At 69.5% G+C, this 22,080-nt stretch carries 21 protein-coding genes and 1 pseudogene; 9 read left to right on the top strand and 13 right to left on the bottom strand.

Annotation, left to right across the window (positions count from 1 at the left end):
• Positions 1 to 64 precede the first annotated feature (64 nt).
• On the top strand, positions 65 to 1,351 hold the full coding sequence (locus FRANEAN1_RS32890; RefSeq protein ID WP_020464001.1) for a fibronectin type III domain-containing protein: 1,287 nt from the start codon (positions 65 to 67) through the stop codon (positions 1,349 to 1,351).
• Positions 1,352 to 1,456: 105 nt separating this feature from the next.
• On the opposite strand, the gene FRANEAN1_RS32895 is transcribed toward FRANEAN1_RS32890, so the two are convergent.
• On the bottom strand, positions 1,457 to 1,846 hold the full coding sequence (locus FRANEAN1_RS32895) for a PPOX class F420-dependent oxidoreductase (RefSeq protein ID WP_020464002.1): 390 nt from the start codon (positions 1,844 to 1,846) through the stop codon (positions 1,457 to 1,459).
• Positions 1,847 to 2,036: 190 nt separating this feature from the next.
• Here FRANEAN1_RS32895 and FRANEAN1_RS32900 point away from each other — a divergent pair, with 190 nt between their 5' ends.
• Positions 2,037 to 2,483 (top strand): HIT family protein, encoded by a 447-nt coding sequence (locus FRANEAN1_RS32900; protein ID WP_020464003.1) that lies wholly within the window; start codon positions 2,037 to 2,039, stop codon positions 2,481 to 2,483.
• Positions 2,484 to 2,728: 245 nt separating this feature from the next.
• On the opposite strand, the gene FRANEAN1_RS32905 is transcribed toward FRANEAN1_RS32900, so the two are convergent.
• Together FRANEAN1_RS32905 and FRANEAN1_RS32910 are read right to left on the bottom strand one after the other, a co-directional pair.
• Positions 2,729 to 3,478, bottom strand: coding sequence for a response regulator transcription factor (locus FRANEAN1_RS32905; protein WP_020464004.1), 750 nt, complete (start codon positions 3,476 to 3,478; stop codon positions 2,729 to 2,731).
• A complete protein-coding gene (locus tag FRANEAN1_RS32910; RefSeq protein ID WP_347176852.1) occupies positions 3,465 to 4,751 on the bottom strand; it encodes a DUF5931 domain-containing protein in 1,287 nt (428 codons plus the stop codon). Before FRANEAN1_RS32910 ends, FRANEAN1_RS32905 begins: the two co-directional genes overlap by 14 nt.
• Positions 4,752 to 4,879: 128 nt before the next feature.
• Between FRANEAN1_RS32910 and FRANEAN1_RS32915 the strand changes: the two genes are divergently transcribed.
• Complete coding sequence (locus tag FRANEAN1_RS32915; protein WP_041255044.1) at positions 4,880 to 5,179, top strand: YiaA/YiaB family inner membrane protein; 300 nt, start codon at positions 4,880 to 4,882, stop codon at positions 5,177 to 5,179.
• A 299-nt stretch (positions 5,180 to 5,478) separates the two neighbouring features.
• Positions 5,479 to 6,429, top strand: a complete 951-nt coding sequence (locus tag FRANEAN1_RS32920; protein ID WP_020464007.1) for an LLM class flavin-dependent oxidoreductase — start codon at positions 5,479 to 5,481, stop codon at positions 6,427 to 6,429.
• On the opposite strand, the gene FRANEAN1_RS37595 is transcribed toward FRANEAN1_RS32920, so the two are convergent.
• The gene (locus FRANEAN1_RS37595) at positions 6,424 to 11,625 is read right to left on the bottom strand and encodes a BTAD domain-containing putative transcriptional regulator (RefSeq protein ID WP_020464008.1); all 5,202 of its coding nucleotides are present in this window, start codon (positions 11,623 to 11,625) and stop codon (positions 6,424 to 6,426) included. The two genes, FRANEAN1_RS32920 and FRANEAN1_RS37595, sit on opposite strands and share 6 nt — an antisense overlap.
• A 277-nt stretch (positions 11,626 to 11,902) precedes the next feature.
• On the opposite strand from FRANEAN1_RS37595, the gene FRANEAN1_RS32930 reads away from it, so the two are divergent.
• Positions 11,903 to 12,988 carry a hypothetical protein gene (locus tag FRANEAN1_RS32930; RefSeq protein ID WP_157472879.1) on the top strand — a complete coding sequence of 362 codons (1,086 nt, stop codon included), beginning with the start codon at positions 11,903 to 11,905 and terminating at the stop codon, positions 12,986 to 12,988.
• Positions 12,989 to 13,071: 83 nt separating this feature from the next.
• A complete protein-coding gene (locus FRANEAN1_RS32935; protein WP_020464010.1) occupies positions 13,072 to 13,812 on the top strand; it encodes a hypothetical protein in 741 nt (246 codons plus the stop codon).
• A 189-nt stretch (positions 13,813 to 14,001) separates the two neighbouring features.
• On the opposite strand, the gene FRANEAN1_RS32940 is transcribed toward FRANEAN1_RS32935, so the two are convergent.
• From FRANEAN1_RS32940 to FRANEAN1_RS32960, 5 genes are all read right to left on the bottom strand, one after another.
• Entirely contained in the window at positions 14,002 to 14,295 is a 294-nt protein-coding gene (locus FRANEAN1_RS32940) for a ribbon-helix-helix protein, CopG family (RefSeq protein WP_020464011.1), read from the bottom strand.
• Positions 14,288 to 14,440, bottom strand: coding sequence for a hypothetical protein (locus FRANEAN1_RS44310; protein ID WP_347176853.1), 153 nt, complete (start codon positions 14,438 to 14,440; stop codon positions 14,288 to 14,290). The genes FRANEAN1_RS32940 and FRANEAN1_RS44310 overlap by 8 nt, the downstream gene beginning before the upstream one ends.
• Positions 14,441 to 14,749: 309 nt before the next feature.
• Entirely contained in the window at positions 14,750 to 15,325 is a 576-nt protein-coding gene (locus FRANEAN1_RS32950; protein WP_020464012.1) for an HhH-GPD-type base excision DNA repair protein, read from the bottom strand.
• On the bottom strand, positions 15,310 to 15,675 hold the full coding sequence (locus tag FRANEAN1_RS32955) for a hypothetical protein (protein WP_049795815.1): 366 nt from the start codon (positions 15,673 to 15,675) through the stop codon (positions 15,310 to 15,312). The genes FRANEAN1_RS32950 and FRANEAN1_RS32955 overlap by 16 nt, the downstream gene beginning before the upstream one ends.
• An 82-nt stretch (positions 15,676 to 15,757) precedes the next feature.
• Complete coding sequence (locus tag FRANEAN1_RS32960; protein ID WP_020464013.1) at positions 15,758 to 16,642, bottom strand: NAD(P)-binding domain-containing protein; 885 nt, start codon at positions 16,640 to 16,642, stop codon at positions 15,758 to 15,760.
• A gap of 58 nt (positions 16,643 to 16,700) precedes the next feature.
• On the opposite strand from FRANEAN1_RS32960, the gene FRANEAN1_RS32965 reads away from it, so the two are divergent.
• The gene (locus FRANEAN1_RS32965) at positions 16,701 to 17,129 is read left to right on the top strand and encodes a MerR family transcriptional regulator (RefSeq protein ID WP_020464014.1); all 429 of its coding nucleotides are present in this window, start codon (positions 16,701 to 16,703) and stop codon (positions 17,127 to 17,129) included.
• 39 nt (positions 17,130 to 17,168) lie between these two features.
• Here FRANEAN1_RS32965 and FRANEAN1_RS44315 read toward each other — a convergent pair.
• A pseudogene (locus FRANEAN1_RS44315) lies at positions 17,169 to 17,264 on the bottom strand (Fe-S cluster assembly protein HesB); the annotation flags it as partial.
• Positions 17,265 to 17,493: 229 nt separating this feature from the next.
• The gene (locus FRANEAN1_RS32970) at positions 17,494 to 18,516 is read right to left on the bottom strand and encodes a saccharopine dehydrogenase NADP-binding domain-containing protein (protein WP_020464015.1); all 1,023 of its coding nucleotides are present in this window, start codon (positions 18,514 to 18,516) and stop codon (positions 17,494 to 17,496) included.
• Positions 18,517 to 18,646: 130 nt separating this feature from the next.
• Between FRANEAN1_RS32970 and FRANEAN1_RS32975 the strand changes: the two genes are divergently transcribed.
• Positions 18,647 to 19,639, top strand: a complete 993-nt coding sequence (locus tag FRANEAN1_RS32975) for an AraC family transcriptional regulator (protein ID WP_020464016.1) — start codon at positions 18,647 to 18,649, stop codon at positions 19,637 to 19,639.
• 89 nt (positions 19,640 to 19,728) lie between these two features.
• Here the strand turns inward: FRANEAN1_RS32975 and FRANEAN1_RS32980 are convergent, their stop codons facing one another.
• Positions 19,729 to 20,661 (bottom strand): NAD(P)H-binding protein, encoded by a 933-nt coding sequence (locus FRANEAN1_RS32980; protein ID WP_020464017.1) that lies wholly within the window; start codon positions 20,659 to 20,661, stop codon positions 19,729 to 19,731.
• An 80-nt stretch (positions 20,662 to 20,741) separates the two neighbouring features.
• Here FRANEAN1_RS32980 and FRANEAN1_RS32985 point away from each other — a divergent pair, with 80 nt between their 5' ends.
• Positions 20,742 to 21,575, top strand: a complete 834-nt coding sequence (locus FRANEAN1_RS32985; protein ID WP_020464018.1) for a helix-turn-helix domain-containing protein — start codon at positions 20,742 to 20,744, stop codon at positions 21,573 to 21,575.
• A gap of 245 nt (positions 21,576 to 21,820) precedes the next feature.
• Here the strand turns inward: FRANEAN1_RS32985 and FRANEAN1_RS42670 are convergent, their stop codons facing one another.
• On the bottom strand, positions 21,821 to 21,958 hold the full coding sequence (locus FRANEAN1_RS42670; protein ID WP_020464019.1) for a hypothetical protein: 138 nt from the start codon (positions 21,956 to 21,958) through the stop codon (positions 21,821 to 21,823).
• Between the last annotated feature and the right edge of the window lie 122 nt (positions 21,959 to 22,080).

Below are 22,080 nucleotides of genomic sequence, written 5' to 3' on the forward strand. Positions count from 1 at the left end.
GGACCGCCCGGATCTCCGATGACCGCGTTCGTCACGAGGCCTGACTGGTGTCGGAAAGGCGTCCATGGAGCCGAATCCCCCGCCGCGAAACGACAACCTGCGGTTTCGGTTGGCCATCCTCACCGGTGACCGGATACGGCGAGCCGGTGCCCTTCTCCTCGGTGACGCGGGCCGCGGGTTCCGCCGCTGGTGCGCTCTGCCGGTGGCGGTGCTGGCCGTCGCGGCGACGGGCGCGCTGTTCGCCGTCGACGCCGGGAACACCAACGCGGCGCAGGCTCACCCGGCGGGCGGCCCACCCGGCGCGGCGACCGCGGCCGCGGACCTCTCGGACAGCCCCGCCACGCCGGAGCGCGCTCCTACCGGGAGAGGTGATGCGTCCGCGCCGGGTTCTCCCGGGACGTCGCGGCCCGGCTCGGCGTCGCCATCTCCCCCACTCACCTCGACTCAGCCGCCGGCGCAGCCTCCGCCCTCGTCGGCGTCGCGCCCCGGCCCGGCCCGCCCCGAGGCCGGTTCCGCCGAACGGGTGATTCCGCCGCCGGCCGCCGGGCTCACCGCTGAGCCCGGTGACGGCCGAGCCCGGATCTGCTGGAATCCCGCGCCGAACGCCACCGGCTACGTCATGTACCACCGGGACGTCACCACCGGCGAAGGCTGGTACCGGGTCCCCTACCCCGTCACCGACACCTGCAGCACCGTCACCCAGCTCACCAACAGCCACACCTACGAGTTCAAGGTCCGATCGAGCAACGCCAACGGCGAGGCCGACTACTCAGGGACGGTGCAGGCACGGCCGGCCGGCACGATCCCGCCACCGGCCACCGGGCTCACCGCGGCCCCCGGGAACGGCTCCGCCCGGATCTGCTGGAATCCCGCGCCGAACGCCACCGGCTACGTCATGTACCACCGGGACGTCACCACCGGCGAAGGCTGGTACCGGGTCCCCTACCCCGTCACCGACACCTGCAGCACCGTCACCCAGCTCACCAACAGCCACACCTACGAGTTCAAGGTCCGATCGAGCAACGCCAACGGCGAGGCCGACTACTCAGGGACGGTGCAGGCACGGCCGGCCGGCACGATCCCGCCACCGGCCACCGGGCTCACCGCGGCCCCCGGGAACGGCTCCGCCCGGATCTGCTGGAATCCCGCGCCGAACGCCACCGGCTACGTCATGTACCACCGGGACGTCACCACCGGCGAAGGCTGGTACCGGGTCCCCTACCCCGTCACCGACACCTGCAGCACCGTCACCCAGCTCACCAACAGCCACACCTACGAGTTCAAGGTCCGATCGAGCAACGCCAACGGCGAGGCCGACTACTCGGGCACCGCCGCCGCCACGCCCGGCTGACCCGGTCTGCGGTAGCGTCGCCCGGCACCGGCGAGGGCTCACCCGGCAGCTCGAGGATGGTCAAGGTGACGCATGCGGCGGGGACCGGACCTGTCCGGCCGGGCGCTACCCGAGCTCGACGATCCGGGTGGGATTGAGCGTGATCACAACCCGGTCCTCCCTGGGCCCCTCGAAGGTCTCCAGGTCGCTGCCGTAGAAGCCGAGAAGGCGGCTGAGGAACTCCAGGCCGGGGTCTTCCGTGATCTCCGCGGCGGCGCGGATCTCCAGGGTCCGGAAGGGATTCTGCGGATCCACGACGAACAACGTCACCTTCGGATGCGCCAGCAGGTTCCGGTACTTCTGGCGGCTCCTGGACAGCGATGTGCGTACGACGTCGCCGTCCAGCATCGCCCAGATGGCGGTGACCTGGGGCTGCCCGTCGGCACCGACCGTGGCGAAGGTGACCGTGTGGGGCTTCGCCAGCAGATCGCGGTGGCTGGGCGAGATGGTCAGCATTCGCGGGCTCCTCCGCTCGCTCGCGAGACGCCTGCCAGGTCGGGCCGAGGCGCCGTCGCATCGACCATAGTCGCCGCTCCAGAGGACCCTGGAGACCGCTCAGGATTATCCCCCGCAGGACTTCTTTCCCAACTCGTTACAGCTAAGCAGGCGTATGCGGCACACTGCGTGCGTGGCCGGAGGCAGCGAGGTGGGATGCCAGGTAGACGACAGCGAATGCGTGTTCTGCGCGATTGTCCACCGTGGAACCGCCGCGAGCATCATCCATGAGGACGACACCGCCCTGGCCTTCATGGATCACCGGCCGGTAACGCCAGGGCACCTCCTGGTCATACCGAAGGCACACGCCGTGGGGCTGGAGGATCTCGACGAGCGAGTGGGCACGCAGGTCTGGCTGGTCGCCCACCGACTCGGCCGCGCATTGCGTCGATCAGGCCTGCGGTGCGAAGGCGTCAACCTGTTCCTCGCTGACGGCGAGGCCGCCTTCCAGGAGATCTTCCACGTCCACCTGCACGTTTTCCCGCGGTTCACCGGTGACAGCTTCCGCCTGGACGCGGACTGGCGCCTGCGCGATCGCGACGAACTTGACAGGTCCGCCGAGGCGTTGCGCCTCGGCATGTCCCGGCTCGACTGTTGATTCGAAGACAGGGCGTTGGAATTCGAAGCCCATCACCGCGAGGAGAGAACCCGCATTGAGCGACAACGCAAGCCCTGACGAAGAAGCCCTCGTCTTCGAAGTCGCCGAATACGGTGATGCCCATCATGCAATACAAGGACTGAACGACAGAAGTTCAGGGACTGATCAAATTTCAGCCCTCTTGTCACCGTAGATAGAAATCCTGCCGGGTTTCCCCGGTCTCCGGGCGCAGGCAGCATCCTGGCTCAGGAGGCGTCGTCGTAGCCCTCCCGGACGGCGAAGCGGGTCAGCTCGACGCGGTTGCGGAGTTGGAGCTTCCCGAGCACGTTGTGAACGTGGTTCTGGACCGTCCGGTGCGACACACCCAGCTGGCGGGCGGCATCCCGGGCGGACAGGCCCTTCGCCACCAGTCTGAGCACCTCGACCTCCCGTGCGGTCAGCCGTGGAGCCGTAGACGAGCCGGGACCCGAACGTGAGCCGGAGTTCCGCGCCGCCCGGGAGTTCTCGCCGAGGACGAGCGCCGCCAGCCCGGCGGTGAAGACCGCAACCCCCCGTGCCGTGCGACGGACCGCGTCGACAAGCTCCTCAGGACGGGCCGACTTGAGCAGGTACCCGGAAGCTCCGGCCTTGACCGCTTCCAGCACATCGGCCTGCTCCCCGGAAGCGGACACAACGAGCACCGAAGCCGGAGCACCGGTGAGTGGATATGGAGACTCAGCCGAGCCGACCAGGGCGCGTATCACCTCGACGCCCGAGCCATCGGGCAGTCCCAGATCCAGGACGACGATCTCAGGCCGGGTCGCCGCGAGCACGCGCAGCGCCTGCGCGACGGAGCCCGCGGTACCGACGACCACGAAGCCCGCTTCGGCGATGTCCCGGCTCAGCGCCTCGCGCCACAGCGGATGGTCGTCTACGACGACCACGCGGCCGCCGCGACGCGCCCCGTTGGACTCGTCAACCCCGGGGACTCCGTCGTCATCGTCACCGCGGGACACGAAGCTCGACCTCCGTCCCCTGGCCGGGACGGCCGGTGACGACGACGTCGCCACCGAGATCCCGGATCCGTCCGCAAACGGAGACCGCGAGACCGAGCCGGCCCTCCGCGGCAGCCTGCTCGGCCCGTCCAGGTTCGATGCCGATCCCGTCGTCGCGGACGGTCACGGTCACCGAGTCGCCGTCGTCCTCGAGCAGCAGCCACGCCGAGGCTCCGGGTCCGGCGTGCGTGGCCACGTTGTTCAACGCAGCTCGGACGGCGGCGACAACCTCGTCGGCGTGATCCGCCGGTAGCGGTACCGGCGCGCCCGGGGTGGAGACCGTCACGACCGCCGGCATGTCCTCGGCCGACGGGCCGGAGATCATCCCGGACAAGGCAGGGCCGGGCGGGATCACCCGTCCCGCCGCGGTCGTCGAACGTGACATCCGCGCCAGACCCGTCAGCAGTGGCTCAAGATCCGCTTCGGGACGGGCGAGCCGCGCCGATCCACCCCCACGGCCTGCACCCCTGCGGCCTGCCGCATCCTTGCGGCCTGGTCCCGTCTCGCGTCCGGTCGGACGTCCCAGCTCGACGGGCTGAGAGGTTCCGGGGGTACGTAGGAGATCACGCAGCGCCGATTCCTGGGCGGCGGCGAGCCTGGCGACGTCGGCCGCCGCCATACCGCGCTGCGCCTCGCGCGCGATCAACGACAGAACCTGGAGCACGCTGTCGTGGACGCCTCGGGCGAGACGCTCCCGCTCGGCGTCCCCGGCCCGCGCCGCCAGCACGTCGGCCAGCGCGGACTCGGCGCGAATGGCAGTCCGGCTCAGATAGCCGACGACGATTCCCGACACGACGAACAGGACCGCCGGCCTGACTGAGGAGTCGCTCACCGAACCGCTGGCGACGAAGGAGGCCACGGCCAGTGCCGAACCGCCGGCGGCCCCGCCCGCGGTTCCGCCGGCCAGCGCGGCGCTGAACACGCCGCTCGCCGTCCACAGCGCGGGCAGGACGTCCGTGGACCCGGCCGGGCTCACCACACCGCACGTCAGCATCATGGCAACACAGACCACGACATCGGCCACAACCAGGCCATACCGCCGCCACGGCCGCCACCCGTCGGCCGCCGGCGCGAGCCACGACATGACAACCGACCAGACCGCCAGCACACCGAACCAGGCGAGGCCACGCCCCGGGTGCGGCGTCTGGCCCAGATCGAGCCCGACCGTCGCGACGGCGTAGGCCGCCGCCACCAGGCGGAAGACGGCGAGCGATCGCCACAGCGCGCCACGCACACCTTCCGCCGCGCGAAACCGGTCCGGTCCTCGCGACATCCGCACCCGGCAAGTGTGGCAGAAAGTCCAGGTTCGAGATGAGTACGGTTACTCAGGCCAGCCGGCTCCAACGAGCCGAGACTGGGCCCATGACCCATTCCAAGCCCCTCGCCCCCAGGACCACGACCGCGTTCATGGTGCAGGCCGCACTTTCCTTCGGCATCTCGGTGGTCGCGGTCACCTACGCAATCGCCCATCTCCCGGGGGATGCGTGGATACGCGGATTTCTCCTGCTCGGCATGCTGTATATCATCACGTCCACGTTCACGCTCGCCAAATGCGTTCGTGACCAACAGGAGGCGTCCGCGGTCATCAGCCGGGTTGACCAGGCCCGCCTGGAGCGGTTTCTCGCCGAACACGACCCCTTCAAGCAAACGGTCGGGCACTGACCAAACGGTCGGGCACTGACGGACGGGTTGGGGCCGAACCGTTCATCAGCTTCCGCACCCCGGCGAAATGACCACGCTGGCCCGCGAAGCCGGCGTCCGCCGAACACCGGAGCGTGGCCCTGCCGCTACCAGCCTCGGCGCGGTCTTGGTGGGCGTCGCGCCGGTTGCCATGGTGCTCGGGGAGGCGCGCCACAGTCGCTGCGGCGCCCGGCTGCCGGCGATCGTCACCCGGCGTGCCGGTGCGGGCGGCACCCGCGCTCCGCGACCAGCGTAGGCAGAACGCAGGAGGGGAGAACGCCGTGCAGGACCGCGACGTGCTGTTCGGGTTCGGACTCGAGACCGGGGTCGGCGAGGTGGACGCTTTGCTCGCGCACGCGACGCAGGCCGACCGGGACGGGCTCGACCTGGTCACGCTTTCCGACCATCCGTACCTGGCCGACAGGCTGGACGCTTACGCCGCGCTCGGCGTCGTCCTCGGCCGGACGACGTCCATCACCGGCGCGGTGAACGTCACCAACACTCCGAGCCGCCCCGCGCCGATGCTGGCGCGCACGATCAGCGCGTTGTCCGCGCTCTCGGGCGGCCGGGTCGTCCTGGGGGTCGGAGCGGGCGGACTCTGGTCGGAGATCGTGAAACTGGGCGTCGAACCGCTGGCACCGGCGCGGGCCGTGCGTGCCATGGCGGAAACCATCACCCTGGTGCGGGCATTGACCGGCGGCGGCGATCCAGTGACCTTCGAGGGCGAATTCCACCGGGTGACCGACCTGGTTCCTTCGCTCTCCCCGACACCCGCGATCTGGACGGGCTCGGTAGGTTCACAGTCATTGGCCGTCACCGGAAGGCTGGCCGACGGGTGGATTCCCGGCCATGCCGCCGACTGGCTCAGCTCACGGTTCGCCGAGTCGCGCCCGCTCATCGACGAGGCGGCCGCAGCGGCCGGCCGGAAGCCGGCGGACGTCGCGACCATCTACAACGTGCAGGGCCGCATCACAGCCTCGCCGTTGCCCGCTTTCCGCGACGATTCCGGCCGCTGGTTCGGCGGATCGGTGGATCAGTGGGTGGATGAGCTGACATCGGCCGTCCTGGAACATGGAGCCGCCGGTTTCATCTGCTTTCCGGTCGACGACGGGACCGGGACGGACGTTGCGCTGAGCAGGTGGGCACGAGAGATCGTCCCGGCGGTGCGCGAGGCGATCATCCAGCTACTGCCCCGCACCTCCCCGCGTCGCGACGCCCGCCGTCCGTCATGAACCCGCCGGCCACTGCGGACAGGTCTGCCTGTACGGCCGGTTGGGAAAGTACTGATCCCATTCCGCCCGGGTGAGGTTGCGTCCAGCGATTCCGCAGGCGACCGTCTGCCACCGTGCGGTGTCGACGTCCCAGATCACCGCGAACGAGTTCTGCGAGCCAGCCACCGCTCGGGTGCCCTCGGCGTCACGGGAGATGAAGTACGCGCCCGGTTCGGGTTGCGGCAGCGGCTCCCCGATCGGTGCGAAGGTGGCCGCGTCCCACAACTGCGCAGCGCTGCTACCAGCCGAATCGCCCGTTGTCATCACGACACTGCCACCCCGGAGGAACTCAATTCCGCCTCCACTCGGGATCTGCAGGGTCCGCTCCACGTGCCCGGTCCCGGTGTCGTGGAACGAGACTCGACCACCGACCCGGGCGCCGTAGCTGATCGCGAGAGTCTTGTCGTCCGGCGCGAAGGCGATTCCCGCCAGGTCCGCCACGGGCGCCGATGTCGACCACTGTTTGCGACCTGACGCCGCGTCGAACACCGTCATCGTGTGACCCGGAAAGTCATGGACCGCGATCCACTGCCCGTCATGGCTGAAAACCGGCCACTGGCTGTCCGGGGTGCCCGGATGGGGCTCGCCGTCCGGGTCCAGCTGCTCGACCGATGCCGGATGGCGGGGGTCGCTGACGTCCCAGATCCGCACCGACCCGTCGGCGCCGGTCACGATCCGGTCTCCGGCCGGGCTCCAGTCCGCGTAGCTGCGTCGTCCGCCGCGGGTTCCGTCGAGTCCGGCGAGTCGTTCGCCGGTGCGCGCGTCCCACAGCGCGAGCTGGTTGTCGTCGGCACCGGCCGTGGCGAGCAGACGGCCGTCGGGGCTGAACGTCACGGGTGCCTGGACCCGGCCGTCGAGCAGCCGGCCGAGTTCCCTTCCGGTGCCGGCGTCCCATCGCCGTAGCCCGCTGTCGGAGATGCCGCGGGTGACAACCTCCTGGCCACCCGGGACGAACGTGCCGAACGTCAGACCCTGATGGCCTCCGAGCACCAGGCCGATCGGCGGCGTCGTACGACCCACCTGCCAGACCGCGGCCTCGTGCGGCCCACTGGTGACGACCCGGCCGTCGGGAAGAAAGGCGGTGGGGAGCGCCGGACCGCCAGTGTGCAGGGCGAGGGAAGCGCCGATCTGCAGTCCCGAGGCCAGGTCGAACACCCGGACGACGTTGCCTCCGTCGCCGGCGGCCACGAGCTGCCCATCCGGACTGAAGAGGATTCCTGGCAACGCTCCGGTCAGTCCCGTCAGCGGCACGCCCCGCCGGTCTCCGGAGGCGACGTCCCACACCTCGACCCGACCGTCGGACGCGGTAGCCAGCGATCGGCCGTCCGGGCTGAAGGATCCGGTGAGGCCGGGAAGGTCCCGTATCACGGTGCGGGAGCCCAGATCCCACACCCGCGTCGAGCTGTCGGGGGACGACGTCCCGGCCGCCAGGCGACGGCCGTCAGCGCTGACGACCGCCACCGGGAGCGCGCCGGCCCGCGGCGTGAACCGCAGCGGCGGCCCGAGCTGCACCGGCCGGTCCGGGATGGCCCGGTCCCAGATGGCGACCTCGCCGGTGTCGCTGACAGCGAAAAGGCGAGATGGGTCAGTGGGGTCGAACTCGCCGTACACGAAGCCGCCGGCGACCTTGACCGGTGCCCCGACCTGCCGTCCGGTGACGGCGTCCCAGACGACGACGGTCCCGTCGTTCCCCCCGGCGGTGAGCAGCTTCCCGTCCGAGCTGAACATGGCGACCTGGCGTGCGGTGGGCCAGGTGAACGTGCGCAGCAGCCGGCCGGCCTGCAGATCCCACAGGTCGACCGTGCCGTCCTGGCCGGGCGAGGCCAGCAGTCGTCCGTCCGGGCTCACCGACGGGTAGAAACTCGGCGACCTGAAACGGATCAGCTGAGTGAGGCCGGGCGGGGTGTGGACGAGCGCGGTCTCGAGATTTCCCTCGGTCTCGACCGTGGGCTGTTGCCGGTAGCTCTCGACGCCCAGCAGCAGGGCAAGGTCGATCTGGTCGGGGCCAAGGGTGCGGGTGACCGCCGCGAGCCGGCTCGCCCGCGCCAGCTCCGCTTCGCTGTGTGCCCGATCGGCCTGCAGCGTGGCCCTGTGCCGCTGCCCGACGGCCACCCCTGTCGCGATCAGCGCGACCACCAGGAGCACGGCCAACCCGGCGGCGAGCGTCCGCAGCCACTGGGTGGTCCGTCGAGCGACCTGTGCCGCCCGATCCCGGGCGGCACCAGCGGCCGCGAGGAACTCCTCCTCCAGGGGGTTGGCGTCGCGTGGGTGGGCCGCGGCCCAGTCCTGTGCGGCGGCCAGCCGGGGACCGCCGTAAAGGTCGGCCGGGTTCCGCCCGCCGGCGTCCCACGCCACGGCTGCCCCGCTCAGTTCGCGGTGCACCCGGCGGCCGTCGCGGTCTGTCTCGAGCCAACCCCGCAGCCGGGGCCACTCCCTTAGCAACGCCTCGTGCGCGACCTCGACCGTGTCGTCCGCGGCGATGACCAGCCGTCGCGCGATCAGCACCGTGAGAACGGCCTCGACCGGCGCGCTGCCTACCAGCTCGGAGCGTGGCGCGCGACGCCGCAGATCGTCGCCGTCCTCGCCCAGCGTCGCGAGGCGCAGAAACAGCTGCCGCACGATCGCCTGACCAGCGGCGTCGAGGCTCTCGTACATACCGTCGGCAAGCCTGGTCAGCGTTCCGGCCACACCGCCGGCCTCACGGTAGGTGGCTACGCGCAACGTCCGGCCGTCGCGCCCTTCCCACGTCGCCAGCAGCGCCGTCGACAACAGCGGCAACACGCCAGGCTCCTGACGGGCGTCGGCCAGTACCGCCGCCGTGAGCCCCTCCTCGAGTTCCAGCCCGGCGACCAGCGCGGGTTCCTCGATCGCGCGCCGCAACTCGTCGACGACCATCGGACCGACGAGCACGCTGTTGTCAGCGACCAGGCGGGCAAGCGTCGGGTGGGCGGCGAACCGGCCGTAGTAGTCGGCCCGCACGGTGAGAACGACGCGCAGCCGGCCGTCGCCCCGTTCCAGCGTGTCGACCAGCTGGTCGATCAAACGGGTCTGGCTGTCCTGCGACCGTGTGGTGAACACTTCCTCGAACTGATCCAGAATGAGCAGCTCGTTGCCACCGGCGCCGTCGCCATCGCCATCGAGGTCCATGTCGACGTCCAGCGAGGTCGCCTCGACGGTGCCGGCCCGCAGCAGCCGGATCCGCCATCGGTCGCTTCCCGGCAGTACGCCGGAGCGGATCGCCGGCACCAGTCCAGCGCGCACGACCGACGATTTCCCGCTTCCCGACGCACCCACCACCGCCAGCAGCGGTGCCGCGACGCAGCGGGTCACGAGCTGCGCGATCAGCCGCTCCCGGCCAAAGAAATAGGCAGCGTCCTGCTCGTCAAAACGCGCCAGCCCCTTGTACGGGCAGACAACCGTCCCCGGCGCGCCGACCGGAGCGCCGAAGTCGGCCGCATCACCCGAGCCGGCGCCGCCAGCTGAGCTGCCCGACGCGCTCGGGCCGCCCGAGGCTCCTGTGCCGCCGACGGATCCGGCCGGACCGGCGACGCCACGACGACGCCTAACCCGCTGCAGGTCGAGCACGTCAGACACCATCGCGCGTTCCGACTCGGCCAGGTCGTATCGATCGGTCGCGACCCGCGCCGCCCGCTGACCGACCCGTTCGCCGGCTCGGACGGCCGCCCAGTCGGCCGCATCCGCGTGCACCCGGGCCGGGACGCCGCCGGAGGATTCGATCACAGCCGCGGTCGCGGCCGGCACCTCGCCTGCACCGACGTAGCCAGCCACTATCTCGGTGACCTGAGCCGACCCGAGCGGGCCGAGCTGCAGGACCGACTGCGCGCCGACGTCGAACCCGCCGGGCCGTACCTCCGGCGGGCCGTCGCCGGGTCGGGCGGTGACGACAACGAGCACCGGCAGGCGCGCGACCGCGGAGGCCTGCACCGCGGCCCAGCCCGGGCTGGTGTCCGGCTGGTCGTCGTCGACGTCGACGACCATGAGCACGGGGCGCTCCTGTGCGATCCCCGTCAGAGTCCCGGTGTCGATCGGTCCGAGGACGACCGCGGCACCCCGGCCCGCGACCCGGCGGGCGAACTCGGCGACGAGGCGGCGGACACCCATTCCTGGCTCGCCGCGGACGACGACAACCTCACCGCGGTCGTCGAGGACGCAGTCCCAGACGCGCTCGAGCCAGCGCATCTCCACGTCCCGACCGATCAATGCACGGCGATCGACACCCAACGCCGCCGGAAGGCGCTGCGGTTGCACGATGTCCGGGAGCAGGCTGGGCTGCTCCTCGAGAATGGCCGCGTTCAACGCTCGAAGCTGCCGGCCCGGCTCCACGCCGATCTCCGCCACCAGCCGGGCCCGCGCCGACCGGTAGGCCTCCAGCGCGTCGGCCTGGCGGCCCGATTCGTACAGCGCGATCATCAGCTGGCTACGGAATCGCTCCCGCAACGGATGGGCGGCAACCAACCGCTGCAGCTCACCGAATACTGCCGCCGACCGGCCGAGTGCGAACTCGGCGTCGATCTGATCCGCTACCGCGGCCAGCCGCAGTTCGACAAGCCGGTCCCTTTCCGCCGCCGCGAACTCGAGGTCGAGAAGATCCTCGTACGCGTCCCCCCGCCACAATCCCAGCGCCCGCCGGAACCGAGCGCGGGCAAGTTCAGGAGCACCGACCGCAAAAGCCCGCCGCGCCTGTTCCACGAGTTGTTCGAACAATGCCGAGTCAAGGGCAGTCAAGTCGGCCCGCAGGCTGTACCCGGAAGGCACCGTCACCAGTACTGTCCAACCCGCTGGCGGGCGTTCCGGCTCCAGAAGACGACGCAATCGGGAAATATGGCTCTGCAGCGTCTTTTCGGCCGTCGGCGGCGGCACCGCCCCCCAAATTCCGTCAACCAGCCGCGAGACCGAAACAGCCCGATTACGTTCCGCCAGCAACAGGCCCAGCAACGCACGTTCTCGCGGCCCCCGCAGCGCCAGTGGGCGACCGTCGCTACGCACCTCCAACGGCCCGAGCACGCCGAACCACAGACCGGGGAAAGCGACACTGCCGGTGTCTGGGGCGGGTTGGCGTGGCACGACCGTCAACCCGCCCGGCTCCGTAGCCCGCCAGGTCCGCCCGGCCGGCGCGTCGGCATCCTCCCGGGCCATCCGCAGCTGTCTCCTCCCCGTCGACGCGCTCCTTCACCCCGCGACAGGCGACAGCGGTCGGCCGCGCTCCGTGGCGGGCATCGACATCCTCCCAGCCGCACCCGGTCGTCCGCCGACCAACCACCCGAGAACCCAGGCAACAGCCGGCCAGACAAGTCGCCCGGTGCGCTGAATCACGGCGTGCACCGAATCAAGCTGACGTCACGGCCTCCCGAACCCTGCGACTGGGCCGCCACCGCCGTACAACCCGCCTGCAACCGGCGTCCGGAGGCTTCTGGTGGACGGCGAGATCACGTCGCCGGCTCGCCGCACCGCCCGGATATTCGACGGTCACCAGCAGTCGGCGGCAACCGTTCACCAGACCACAGGAGGCTTCTCAATGCCCGACCTCAGACGGCTCGCGTCGCTGCTCGCGGCGACGGCCGTTGTCGCTGTCGGCTTCGCCCCCGCCAGCACGGCGGGCGGCCCGAGCGAGTTCAACGACTGCACGACCGTAGCGCCGTGCTTGCTCCTCACCTTTGACACTGGTGGTGACGACCTGAGGGGCGGCGGAAGCGACCTCAACATCTCGATCGACACTCGGGCCCACAGCCTTCGCTCCATCAACAATGTCAACCTCAGCTCGAACTGGTCGAACAACAGTCGTCACACAGTCGGCGTCGATCTGGTGAAACACTTCGGCGCCGGCATTCTGGCCGAGGAAATCACCACCGTCAGCCTGGGCGTGACGACGCTGGCGGGCAACCCGTTCCAGAGCCCCGACAACTGGAATCTCGACTCGGTGACAGTCCAGTACCAAGTATCCAACGGCGCGCCGCGGACCCTCCGCCAGACGTACCCGGCCGCACCCTTCCGCTTCACCGGCGCCAACAGCTCCCGAGACGTCCGGATCGACGGCCTGCTGGACAGCGGCTTCGAGTGGCAGGGCTCCCGTATCGGAGCACCCTGGACCACCGAAGGTCCCGACGCAAAGGGCGTGGACGTCAATCTTGGGCTGGCCAGGAACCCCGGGTTCGACAATCACAACAACGCCTGGATTCGCACGTCCAGCCAAAACTGGAACGCGGTTCTCCAGACCATCCCAGTGACTCCGAACCAGAACTACGTCCTGCGGGGATGGATCCGCACCTCTGGTCACGGCGTGGGCGCCGACGTTAATACCGCTTTCTTCGGAGTGCGGATGTCCGGCCTGTGGCCGCCGGACGAGCAGCACTTCGGGCCTAGCCCGGCCGGTCAGTACCAGGAGATCATCCAACCCTTCAACCCAGGGAACCGCACGTCGGTCACGGTCTTCTGCGGATTCTGGGGGCTGGGCCGGGACGGCTGGATCCAGATCGACCAGCTTTCAGTACTGCCCGTTTGAATCGTGACCGGCACGGCACGTGTCCGGGAATCAGGTCGTACGTCACGGCCACGCGCCACTCACCGGGACATCGGAGGTAATCAATGGAGAGCAGCACCGACCCGGCGCCGTTGATCGTGTTGGCAGTCGTCGCCGCTGTGGTCGTGATAGCTGTCATCGTCGCGCTGAACCGCGCGGTGGAACGGCGTTACTCCCGCACGGTGGCCGAATGGGCGGCGGCACGCGGTTGGCGGTTCCGTGAAGGCGGCGGCGGGGCGTGGGCCAGCCGGCTTCCCAAGGGAGTACGCAGCGGCGTACGACTCGAAGTGGAGGGCACCGTCACCGGCGTCGCCCACACGTATCCGGTGACTGTCGCCCACTACTGGTGGCAGACCCAACACCAGCAAGCCGTCCAACACGCCCGTCAGGTCATGGTCGGCAAGCAGTACCAGACGAAGTGGGAGACGCGTTGGGAAACCAGGACCGTCACCCACGACCTCACCGTCCACGTGGTCCGACTGCCCCGACCCGTCCCCCAGATCGCCGTGGAACCCAGAGGCCTGGGATCGCGGGCCGCCCGTTCGGTCGGCTTGTCCAACGGTCGCGAGACCGGCGACGACCAGTTCGACCGCAAGTTCAAGGTCGAGACGGCGGCCGGCCCCGCCGAGAGTTTCCAGCTCCCAGCCGACCTCCTGCGGGCACACTGCGATGACGCGGTCCCGCTGTGGAGCGCACACGGACACGAACTGCTCAGCACCCAAGACCACAAGCTGCGCCCCGCGACCATCGACGACTTCGCCAGGCGGCTGGTGCGGGTCGCGGACTCCCTCGCAGCCGGCTACTGAAGCAGCGAAACGGTAGGTCAGACGGCGGATACCTTAGCAGCGGCTTTCATCTGCTTCGTGCCACAGCGTAGTCATCCGAGCTGCACCTATTCGGTCGGCAGGCCATCTGACCTGCGGTTCTCGCTTTCAGTAGTTGCCATTGATGTGGGCCATTTTCCGGCGTTCTGCGGACTGTTTGCGGACCGCAGATCACGCTGATTCACGGAGGACCCTGCGCACAATCTCTTCGACCTGCTCCACGCTCACGACAGGAGCATCGGGGCTCTGGACCGCCCGAGCAAGGATGCGCCGGACCAACGCCGAGGTCGGCAGGTGTTCGGCCGCCGCACGGGCCTTGAGAGCCTCCGCCAATGAGGCGGGAACCCGCACGGACACGACTGCCTGCTCGGCTTCGACGGCCTCCGCCTCGGCAGCCTCGGCCTCCTCGGCCGCGTACTCGGCTCGGATCGCGTCGCGCCGAGCACGCCTGGACGAATCAGTCACCGCTGCTCTCCCCCTCCAGGTAGTCTCGAAGATCGCTTCCGCGGGTCTTCCACGCGGTGATCCCAGCCTCGTCGACCGGATCGACGATCACGGTCAGCACAAACCCGGCACTGCGCGAGTACCCGATCAGACGAGCCGCACCCATCCTGCTCCTCGGGTCCGGGTCACGAACGATCCTCCGCGGATCCTTCACTGCCTCCAAGGTCCACGCAGGCTCGATGTCGGTCGCGCCTGGATAACGATCAGACCGACGCCGGATGTACTCCGCGTCCTCCTGGTCCCACCAAAGGCCGTCCACCACAACTTACAGTGTCACACATCTACTCACACGCGGGAACGAGCGCTGGACAGCGACCACAGCGAGTCAACACGGCGCCTGACGCAATCGGACGGCCCTGGCCGCCCAGCGGACGCCGTGCGGACAGGGCGGGAAGCTCGCCCACAAACCTGTGGGTCAAGAGGCTGCGGTCTTCGCCGCAGCCTTCAGCTGCTTCTTGAAGTCGCGGACCTGGATGCGGGTTTCGGGGCTGGTGATGTCGGCAATGGAGCGGAGGCTGCCATCCTCGCTGAAGGGGTCGCTTGCCTCGCGCCAGCCGGGTGGGGTGACGGCGAGCTGCTTGCCGAGCAGCGCAATGAAGATCTTGGCCTTCTGCTGGCCAAAGCCGGGCAGGGCGCTAATCTGGCGGAGCAGCTGCTTGCCGTCAGCGGCGGTCGCCCACACCGCGGCCGGGTCGCCGTTGTACCTGTCGACGATCAGTTGACAGAGCGCCTGCACCCGCTTGGCCATCGAACCGGGGAACCGGTGCAGCGCCGGCTGCTGGGAGAAGACCGAGGCCAGCTCGTCCGGGTCGTAGGAGGCAAGCTCGGTGACGTCGAGCGAACGCCCGAGCCGTTTCGTCAGCTCGTACGGCGCCGCGAACGCCCGCTCCAACGGGATCTGCTGGTCCAGAACCATGCCGATCAGCAGCGCCAGTGGGTCGTTCGTCAGCAGCTCGTCGGCCTCTTCGATCTGGCTCAGGTGCAGTCCCACGGCATAACCGTAGCCGAACCGTCGCGGCGGCCTCGCGTCGCGCGGATTCGGCCCGGGTCCTGGCCTCGGCCACGTCTTCGCCTGGATGGCTGGCCGGCGGCGAGTGTCGTGGCGAGATCGATGAAGTGACGGGCGGAGGCGGGTACGGCGGCCGGGTTCCAGGCGATGGCGACGTCCGAGCCTGGAATGTCCGTGACCTCGACGAACGCCAGGGCCGGCCATCGCTGCGCGCTGGCGATCGAGGCGGGGACCAGACCGACCGCCCGGCCGCCGCAGGCTGCGTCGAACAGATCGCCCCAGGGTGTGGCCCGGCCGCCGAACCGCGGTGGTCTGGTACGTCGCTCGCTCACCCGCCAGAACGCGCGGCGAGCCCGATCCGCGGCCTGGCGCCGCCGCCGGAGCGAACCAGCCGCCCCGGCCTGGCGGGGCGGGTCAGCCGCCCCGGGACTTGCTGAACTCCTCGATCAGCACGGGATACTGCTCTTTACCATGCCCAGCGGCGATCGAGCGGTCGGCGATCGCTTTGATCAGCCCGGGTAGTTCGGCGTTGACACCCACCGCCTCGCTCTCCTTGATCAGATGCTCCATCGCCCGCGCGTCGGTCTCCAAGGCCGACACCTCGGCGGGGAAGGCACCTCTGTCGATCTGCTCGGCGTAGCCAGGCAACCATTCGGCCACACCGGCAGCGATCTGCCGCGCAAACGGCGCATACGTAGCGGCGTCGACACCGGCGGTCCTGACCAGGGCTGTGCCCTGGAGCCAGGCGTTCAGGACGCTCCACATCATGGCGAGGCCAGCGACGTCGTACAGGGACGCCAGCCCGTGGTCCGCACCGAGGTAGCTGACCGTGCCGAGCGCCCCGAGTGTGGATGCGTGCGCCTCGAAGTCCGACCGCGATCCGCTGTGCAGGATCACCGCCTCGGCGGTCCCGATCGCCGGCGGGATGGCCATGATGGCGCCGTCCAGGTAACGCGCGCCACGCCGCTCGGCCCACAGGGCAGCCTCCCGGGCCTGGGTCGAGTCGCCCGAGGTGAGGTTGACCAACATCGCGCCGTCCAACTCAACGTCGCTCGCGTCGAGCAGTTCACGCACGGCGTGATAGTCGGTGACGCAGATGATCGCCAGGACGCCCGCCGCCAGCGCTTCGCCGATCGTCGGCGCCAGCCGCGCGCCATCGGCCACCAGATGGTCGGCCTTCGAGGTCGTGCGGTTCCAGACAATCGTGGGATGCCCGGCCTTCAGGAAGGCGCCGGCGAGTGCCTGGCCCATCAGTCCGAGTCCGATCACTGTCACGGGGGTATCGGTGCCATCGCTCATGGCAGCATCGTCAACATTGAGACCGGTCTGAAGGTCAAGCGAGAGTCGAGGAGGTTCGGTGCGGATCGGAGAACTGAGTCGTCGGACGGGCGTCAACGCCCATCAGTTGCGCTACTACGAGGCCCAGGACCTGCTGACGGCACGCCGTCGCGCGAACGGCTACCGCGAATACGACGAGAATGCCGTGCTACGGGTGAACCAGATCCGGCACCTGCTTGGCGCCGGCCTGTCATCCGAGGACATCGCCTATCTGCTGCCCTGTGCGGTCGGAGAGACCCCGGAGCTGCCGGGCTGCCCCGAGTTGCTGGCCGCGATGCGGGCGCGGCTACAGCGACTGAACGATCAGATGGACAGGCTCGCCCGATCCCGCGACGCGCTCGTCAACTACATTGACGCGGCCGAGCGCATGGGGAGCGAGGACTATCCGCCCTTCGACGATGCCGGTCTGAGGCCCGCCCCCGTCCAGGCCCGAGCCGCAGGGACCTGACCTCAACCTGGGTTGCCCGGTCCCGCTTCATCTTTCCGATACCCGCTGGTCCAGAACCATGCCGATAAGGAGCGCCAGCGGATCGTTCGTCAGCAGCTCGTCCGCCTCGTCGATCTGGCTCAGGTGCAGTCCCACCGCACAACCGTAGCCGACCGCGTTCGATGGCCGGCGACGCTGGTCAGCTCGCCGGGCGGCTCCGCGTCGTCCCGGCACACCTCGCAGTCGACGGCGCCCGAGTACTGGCACCACAGCCACTACGCGGCGCGGGCTGGCCCCGTCCGACGCCGGGATCACGTCGACTCCAGTCTGCCCGAGCCGTCGCCGGCTCGCGGAGTAGTACAAAGGCGCTGGTCGTCGCCCTGGCTCAGCCTTCGGTGACCAGCCAGCGCACGCCGTGTCCCGACAGGAAACCCAGGAACGATTCCGGATCGAATGCCTGCGACGGCGCCAGGACACCAGCATTGGCCCCGTTCACCACCAGCCTGCGCGCCGCTTCCACCGCGATCACCGCGGTCTTTCCGTACCCGTCTGTGCCCTCGACCTCGCCGAACGCGGCGCGTCCAGCAGACGTGACCGCCTCAACGCAGATCGTCCACTTTGACTGTCTCCGCTGCGCGTCGTCGGGCCCTTCCGGCAGCGAGTCGATGAACGCGGGCTCGATCCCGCCCGTCAGCTGGTCGAAAGACCCGCCGAGCAGACCCTCCATGCTCCTGACTGGCACGTGCCTCGGCACCGTCACCACCGGTGGAAGCGCGGCCTTCCCCACTCGCACGGCGTCGGCCGCGCCCGGGAAGCGCCAGCTCAGACGACTCGGCTCGGCATACGTCGTCCAGCCGCCGTTCTCATACCGCAGTGCGCCGTCGAACAGCAGGTCCGGGTCGAGCGATCGCAGCGTCCCGCGGCTGAAGCCACCGTCGCGGTACCAGAGGGCCGCTGTCATCACGTCCACCGTCCCGGCGGCCTCTCCGACCAGGTGGCCGATGAAGTCGCTCGGGCCGCCGTCGTCGGCCATCGCCGGAACGATCGTCACGCCAGCATCCGCGGCGGCGCTGGCAAAGGCGCCAAAGACATCGCTGATGTACTGCTGCTCGCCGGTCGTGTCGACATAGTGCGCCTCGGCAGCGATTGCGGCGCGCACGACAGGTGCGCCGAGTCGGGCAAACGGTCCGGCCGTGTTGACAACCGCGTCAACGTCACCGAACGCGGACCTCAATGCGTCCTGGTCGCCGATGTCCGCGATCCGGACCTCGAAGCCGGTACCGGCCGCGGCCGCACGCAGCCGTTCGGGGTCGCGCCCGACGAGCACCGCGTCGATGCCGCGGCGGGCGAGTTCCGCGACCGCCAGGCGGCCGGTGAATCCGCTCGCGCCATTGAGTGCGATCTTCATGTCGTCTCCCAGCTTCGGATGCCGCTGTCGAGATCGACCGTAGGACCGGCTCAGCGGGACGATCCATGTCTAGATGTCCCGCCTTCATGTTCGATCGTCCGGCCATGCGGATGCTGGGTAAGGTTCGGCGATGGATGTGCTGAGCGACGCGGTCACGATGTTGCGCACGGGTCGTCCTCACTCGAACAGCAACCGCCTGTGGGCGCCTTGGGGCATCCGCTTCCCCCCGACCGACGGCGCGGGATTCCACATCGTGCTCATGGGCACCTGCTGGCTGCTGCGGGCGGGCGCCAGGCCACTCCGGCTCGCCGCCGGTGACATCGTGTTACTGCCTCGAGAACCAGGGCATGCCCTCGCCGATGATCCGGCCAGCCCGCTCACCGACTTCCGGGCCGACCCCCACGGGCCGATCCCCAGCGAGCATGCGGACGGATACGGCGGGTCCGGCCCGGGCGGCCGGACCGTCACCGAGTTGCTCTGTGGCGCCTACATGTTCGACCGCTTCCGTCTGCACCCGCTGTTGGCGGACCTACCCGACGTCATCCACCTGCCCGCGCGGGTCGGGCATCACCCGAGGCTGCGGGCCGCGGTGGATCTGCTCGGCGCCGAGCTCGCCGAGCCTCGCGCGGGTGCGGCCGCGAGCATGTCCGCACTGCTCGACCTCCTGCTGCTCTACATGCTTCGCGCCTGGTTCGACGATCATTCGACCGGCTCGTCGACCGGCTCGTCGACCGGCTGGTCCGCGGCACTCGCGGATCCCGCGGTGAGCGCGGCGCTGCGGGCGATGCACGCCGAACCGGAAATGCCATGGACGGTGCGTGAGCTCGGCGCGCGGGTCGGACTGTCCCGTACGGTCTTCGCGCAGCGGTTCACCGCACTCGTCGGCAAGCCGCCGTTGGCGTACCTGACCTGGTGGCGGATGACCATGGCAGCGAGGCTGCTGCGGGAGACCGACTCACCGCTGCCTGCGGTGGCCCGGCGCTGCGGCTATTCGTCGGAGTTCGCCTTCGCCAAGACCTTCAAGCGCGAGTTCGGCGTCCCGCCGGGCGCATTCCGGCGAGAGGGACGGCCACCATCCGGTTCACCCGCGGACGCCTCGCCACTGACGGCAACCTTGTCATGACGCGCGGCGGTCCCGCCCACTCCCACTCGTTCTTCCCGGGATCCGCTGGTCCAGCACCATCCCGATCAGCAGCGCCAACGGGTCGTTCGTCAGTGTCGCAGCCACCCGAGGCTGGGCCATCGGCGGCGTCGTGGGTCTGGCTGCGGGCGCCGCGGCGGCCCTGCGGGGGCCGAAGGCACGGCGTGCCGGTAGGCCCAGCTCTGGAAACTGGTGGCGGGACGGTTCAGGATCGCGGCCACGTCGTCGGTCAGGACGGCGTTGTGGCCGGCGCGCGCCCAGGCGGAGCCGGTAATGATCACCTCGACGGTGGACCTGTCCATCCCGGCGGCGAGCATCTGATCGGCTGCCTGCTCGAGGCTCACGGCGACGGTGTCGACCCGGCGTCCCGTCACCCGCGACAGACAGTCGGCCTGTTCGGCCACGGTCAGCAGCCCTGGTCCCGTCAGTGTGTAGATCTTGCCGACGTGTGCTGGCGACAGGAGGGCCTCGACCGCGACGGCGGCGACATCGTAGGGGTCGACGACTCCCTGCCGGCCTGCTCCGGTGAGATCGGGCACGGGCTGTCCCTTGCCGATCGCGTCGACCCATTGCAGGGTGTTCGACGCGAAGCTGGATGGGCGCAGCACGGTCCACCCCATACCGCTGTCTCGCACCGCTCGCTCGGCCACCAGATGCCACGCCCCGACCACGTCGGGGCCGATCTTCTCGCCAGTGCCGATGGCGGAAAGTTTCACCACCCTGCGCACTCCGGCCGATCGTGCCGCGTCGAGCACGGCCAGGTCGTGGCGCGGAGTGGGAGAGGCCAGCACGGTGAGCAGGAACATTGCCTGGACCGTGGCCACCGCCTGCCGGAGCGACGCGGGTTCGTCAAAATCGGCCCGGACAGCCTCCACTCCCGGACGCGTAGGTAGTTTTCTCGGATCACGGGTCACAGCCCGGACACGCTGGCCGCGAGCCGCCAGGATGTCGAGTACCTTGCCGCCTATGGTGCCGGTGGCACCGGTTACCAGGATCACGGCCATGACGATGTCCGGGCGGACGCCATAGCCGATAGGAAGTTTCGGCAGACCCGTTCCGGTACGCGGCCGGTTACGGTAGGCGCGTGCGCATCGACGAGCGTCGAATCCCGATATCAGGTGCCCTGCGGCCGTGGATCTCCGACATCAGCGTCACGACGATTCCCATCCACGACGGCGAAGGGACGGTCGTCGAGCCGCCGGATCATTCTGCCGCCCTGGCCCTGCGCATCTTCCCGGGGGAGTACACCGATCTGGTGGTCATGGGACCACGCACACGTGCGCTGTACCATGTCGGCAAGCCCGGTCCGTTCTGTGTCAGCGCCAGGATCCAACCCGGTCACGCCTCCTCGCTGCTGGGACACACAGTGGCTGGCCTTCGCGAGCGCATCGTTCCGTTGAGCGAGCTGTGGGGCGAACCGGGTACCCAGCTGGCGAGGGAAATCGCCGCCGCCGGTTCCGATCCCACCGGGATCGATGAACGGTTCCTACTCGGCCGGATCGAGCAGGCGCTCACGAGCATGCTCTCGGCCCTGCCGCCTCGACATCGGGCCCGCGCCGACCTGGCGCACCGCGCGAGCCAGCTGCTGACCGACCACGGCACCACCGACGGCAGGCCGGAACAGGTGTCCGTCACGGCGGCTCGGCTCCATGTGAGCGAACGGAGCCTGCGTGATCTGTTCACCGACGCCGTCGGCCTCGGGCCCAAACAGTTCGCCCGGATAGACCGCCTGCGAAAGGTACTCGCGATTGCGGGGAAGGCCCCCTGGGCGAGGGTGGCGACCGAACTCGGCTACCACGACCAGTCGCACCTGAACACCGACTTTCGCACGATGATGGGTGTTCCACCCGGCGCTTACCTTTCCGGCCGGCTACCCGCGGCGATCCGATGCGTTCCGCACCGTCCTGACCGAGGTTGACGCCATCAGCAGGCTCCGGAGCTGGCCTGACGACCCGAGCCGGATATCGTGATGAGGCGCTGGTAGGCCAACCACCCTTCCCCCCTTTGGCCCTGCCTGCTGTCCGATGACCGGCGGATGGGGACCGCGACGGGTGGCTGGCGTACCGGCGCGGTCGCGTGCATCGTCCGCATCCACGTAGTACATCCTCAAGGCTAACGCGGTGACGTTTGCGACGCGCGACATCCAACCGCTGCGCCAGGGGATCAAGCGCACACGGAACGTGCTGTCCCACTCCATCTTTCCGAAACCCGCTGGTCCAGCACCATGCCGATAAGGAGGGCAAGCGGGTCATTGGTCAGCAGATCATCCGCCTCGGCGATCTGGCTCAGGTGCAGTTCCACGGCATCACCGTAGCCGACCGCTCCGCAGCAGCCACCGGGCCGTCGTTCAGATCGCCGTGTAGTCGGTGTAGTCCCGACAAGCTTCGTAGTCGTCGGCGTCCAGGTAGTGGCAGAAGCTGTGA

Origin of the sequence: Parafrankia sp. EAN1pec (genome assembly GCF_000018005.1) — a bacterium.
Taxonomy (GTDB): domain Bacteria; phylum Actinomycetota; class Actinomycetes; order Frankiales; family Frankiaceae; genus Parafrankia; species Parafrankia soli.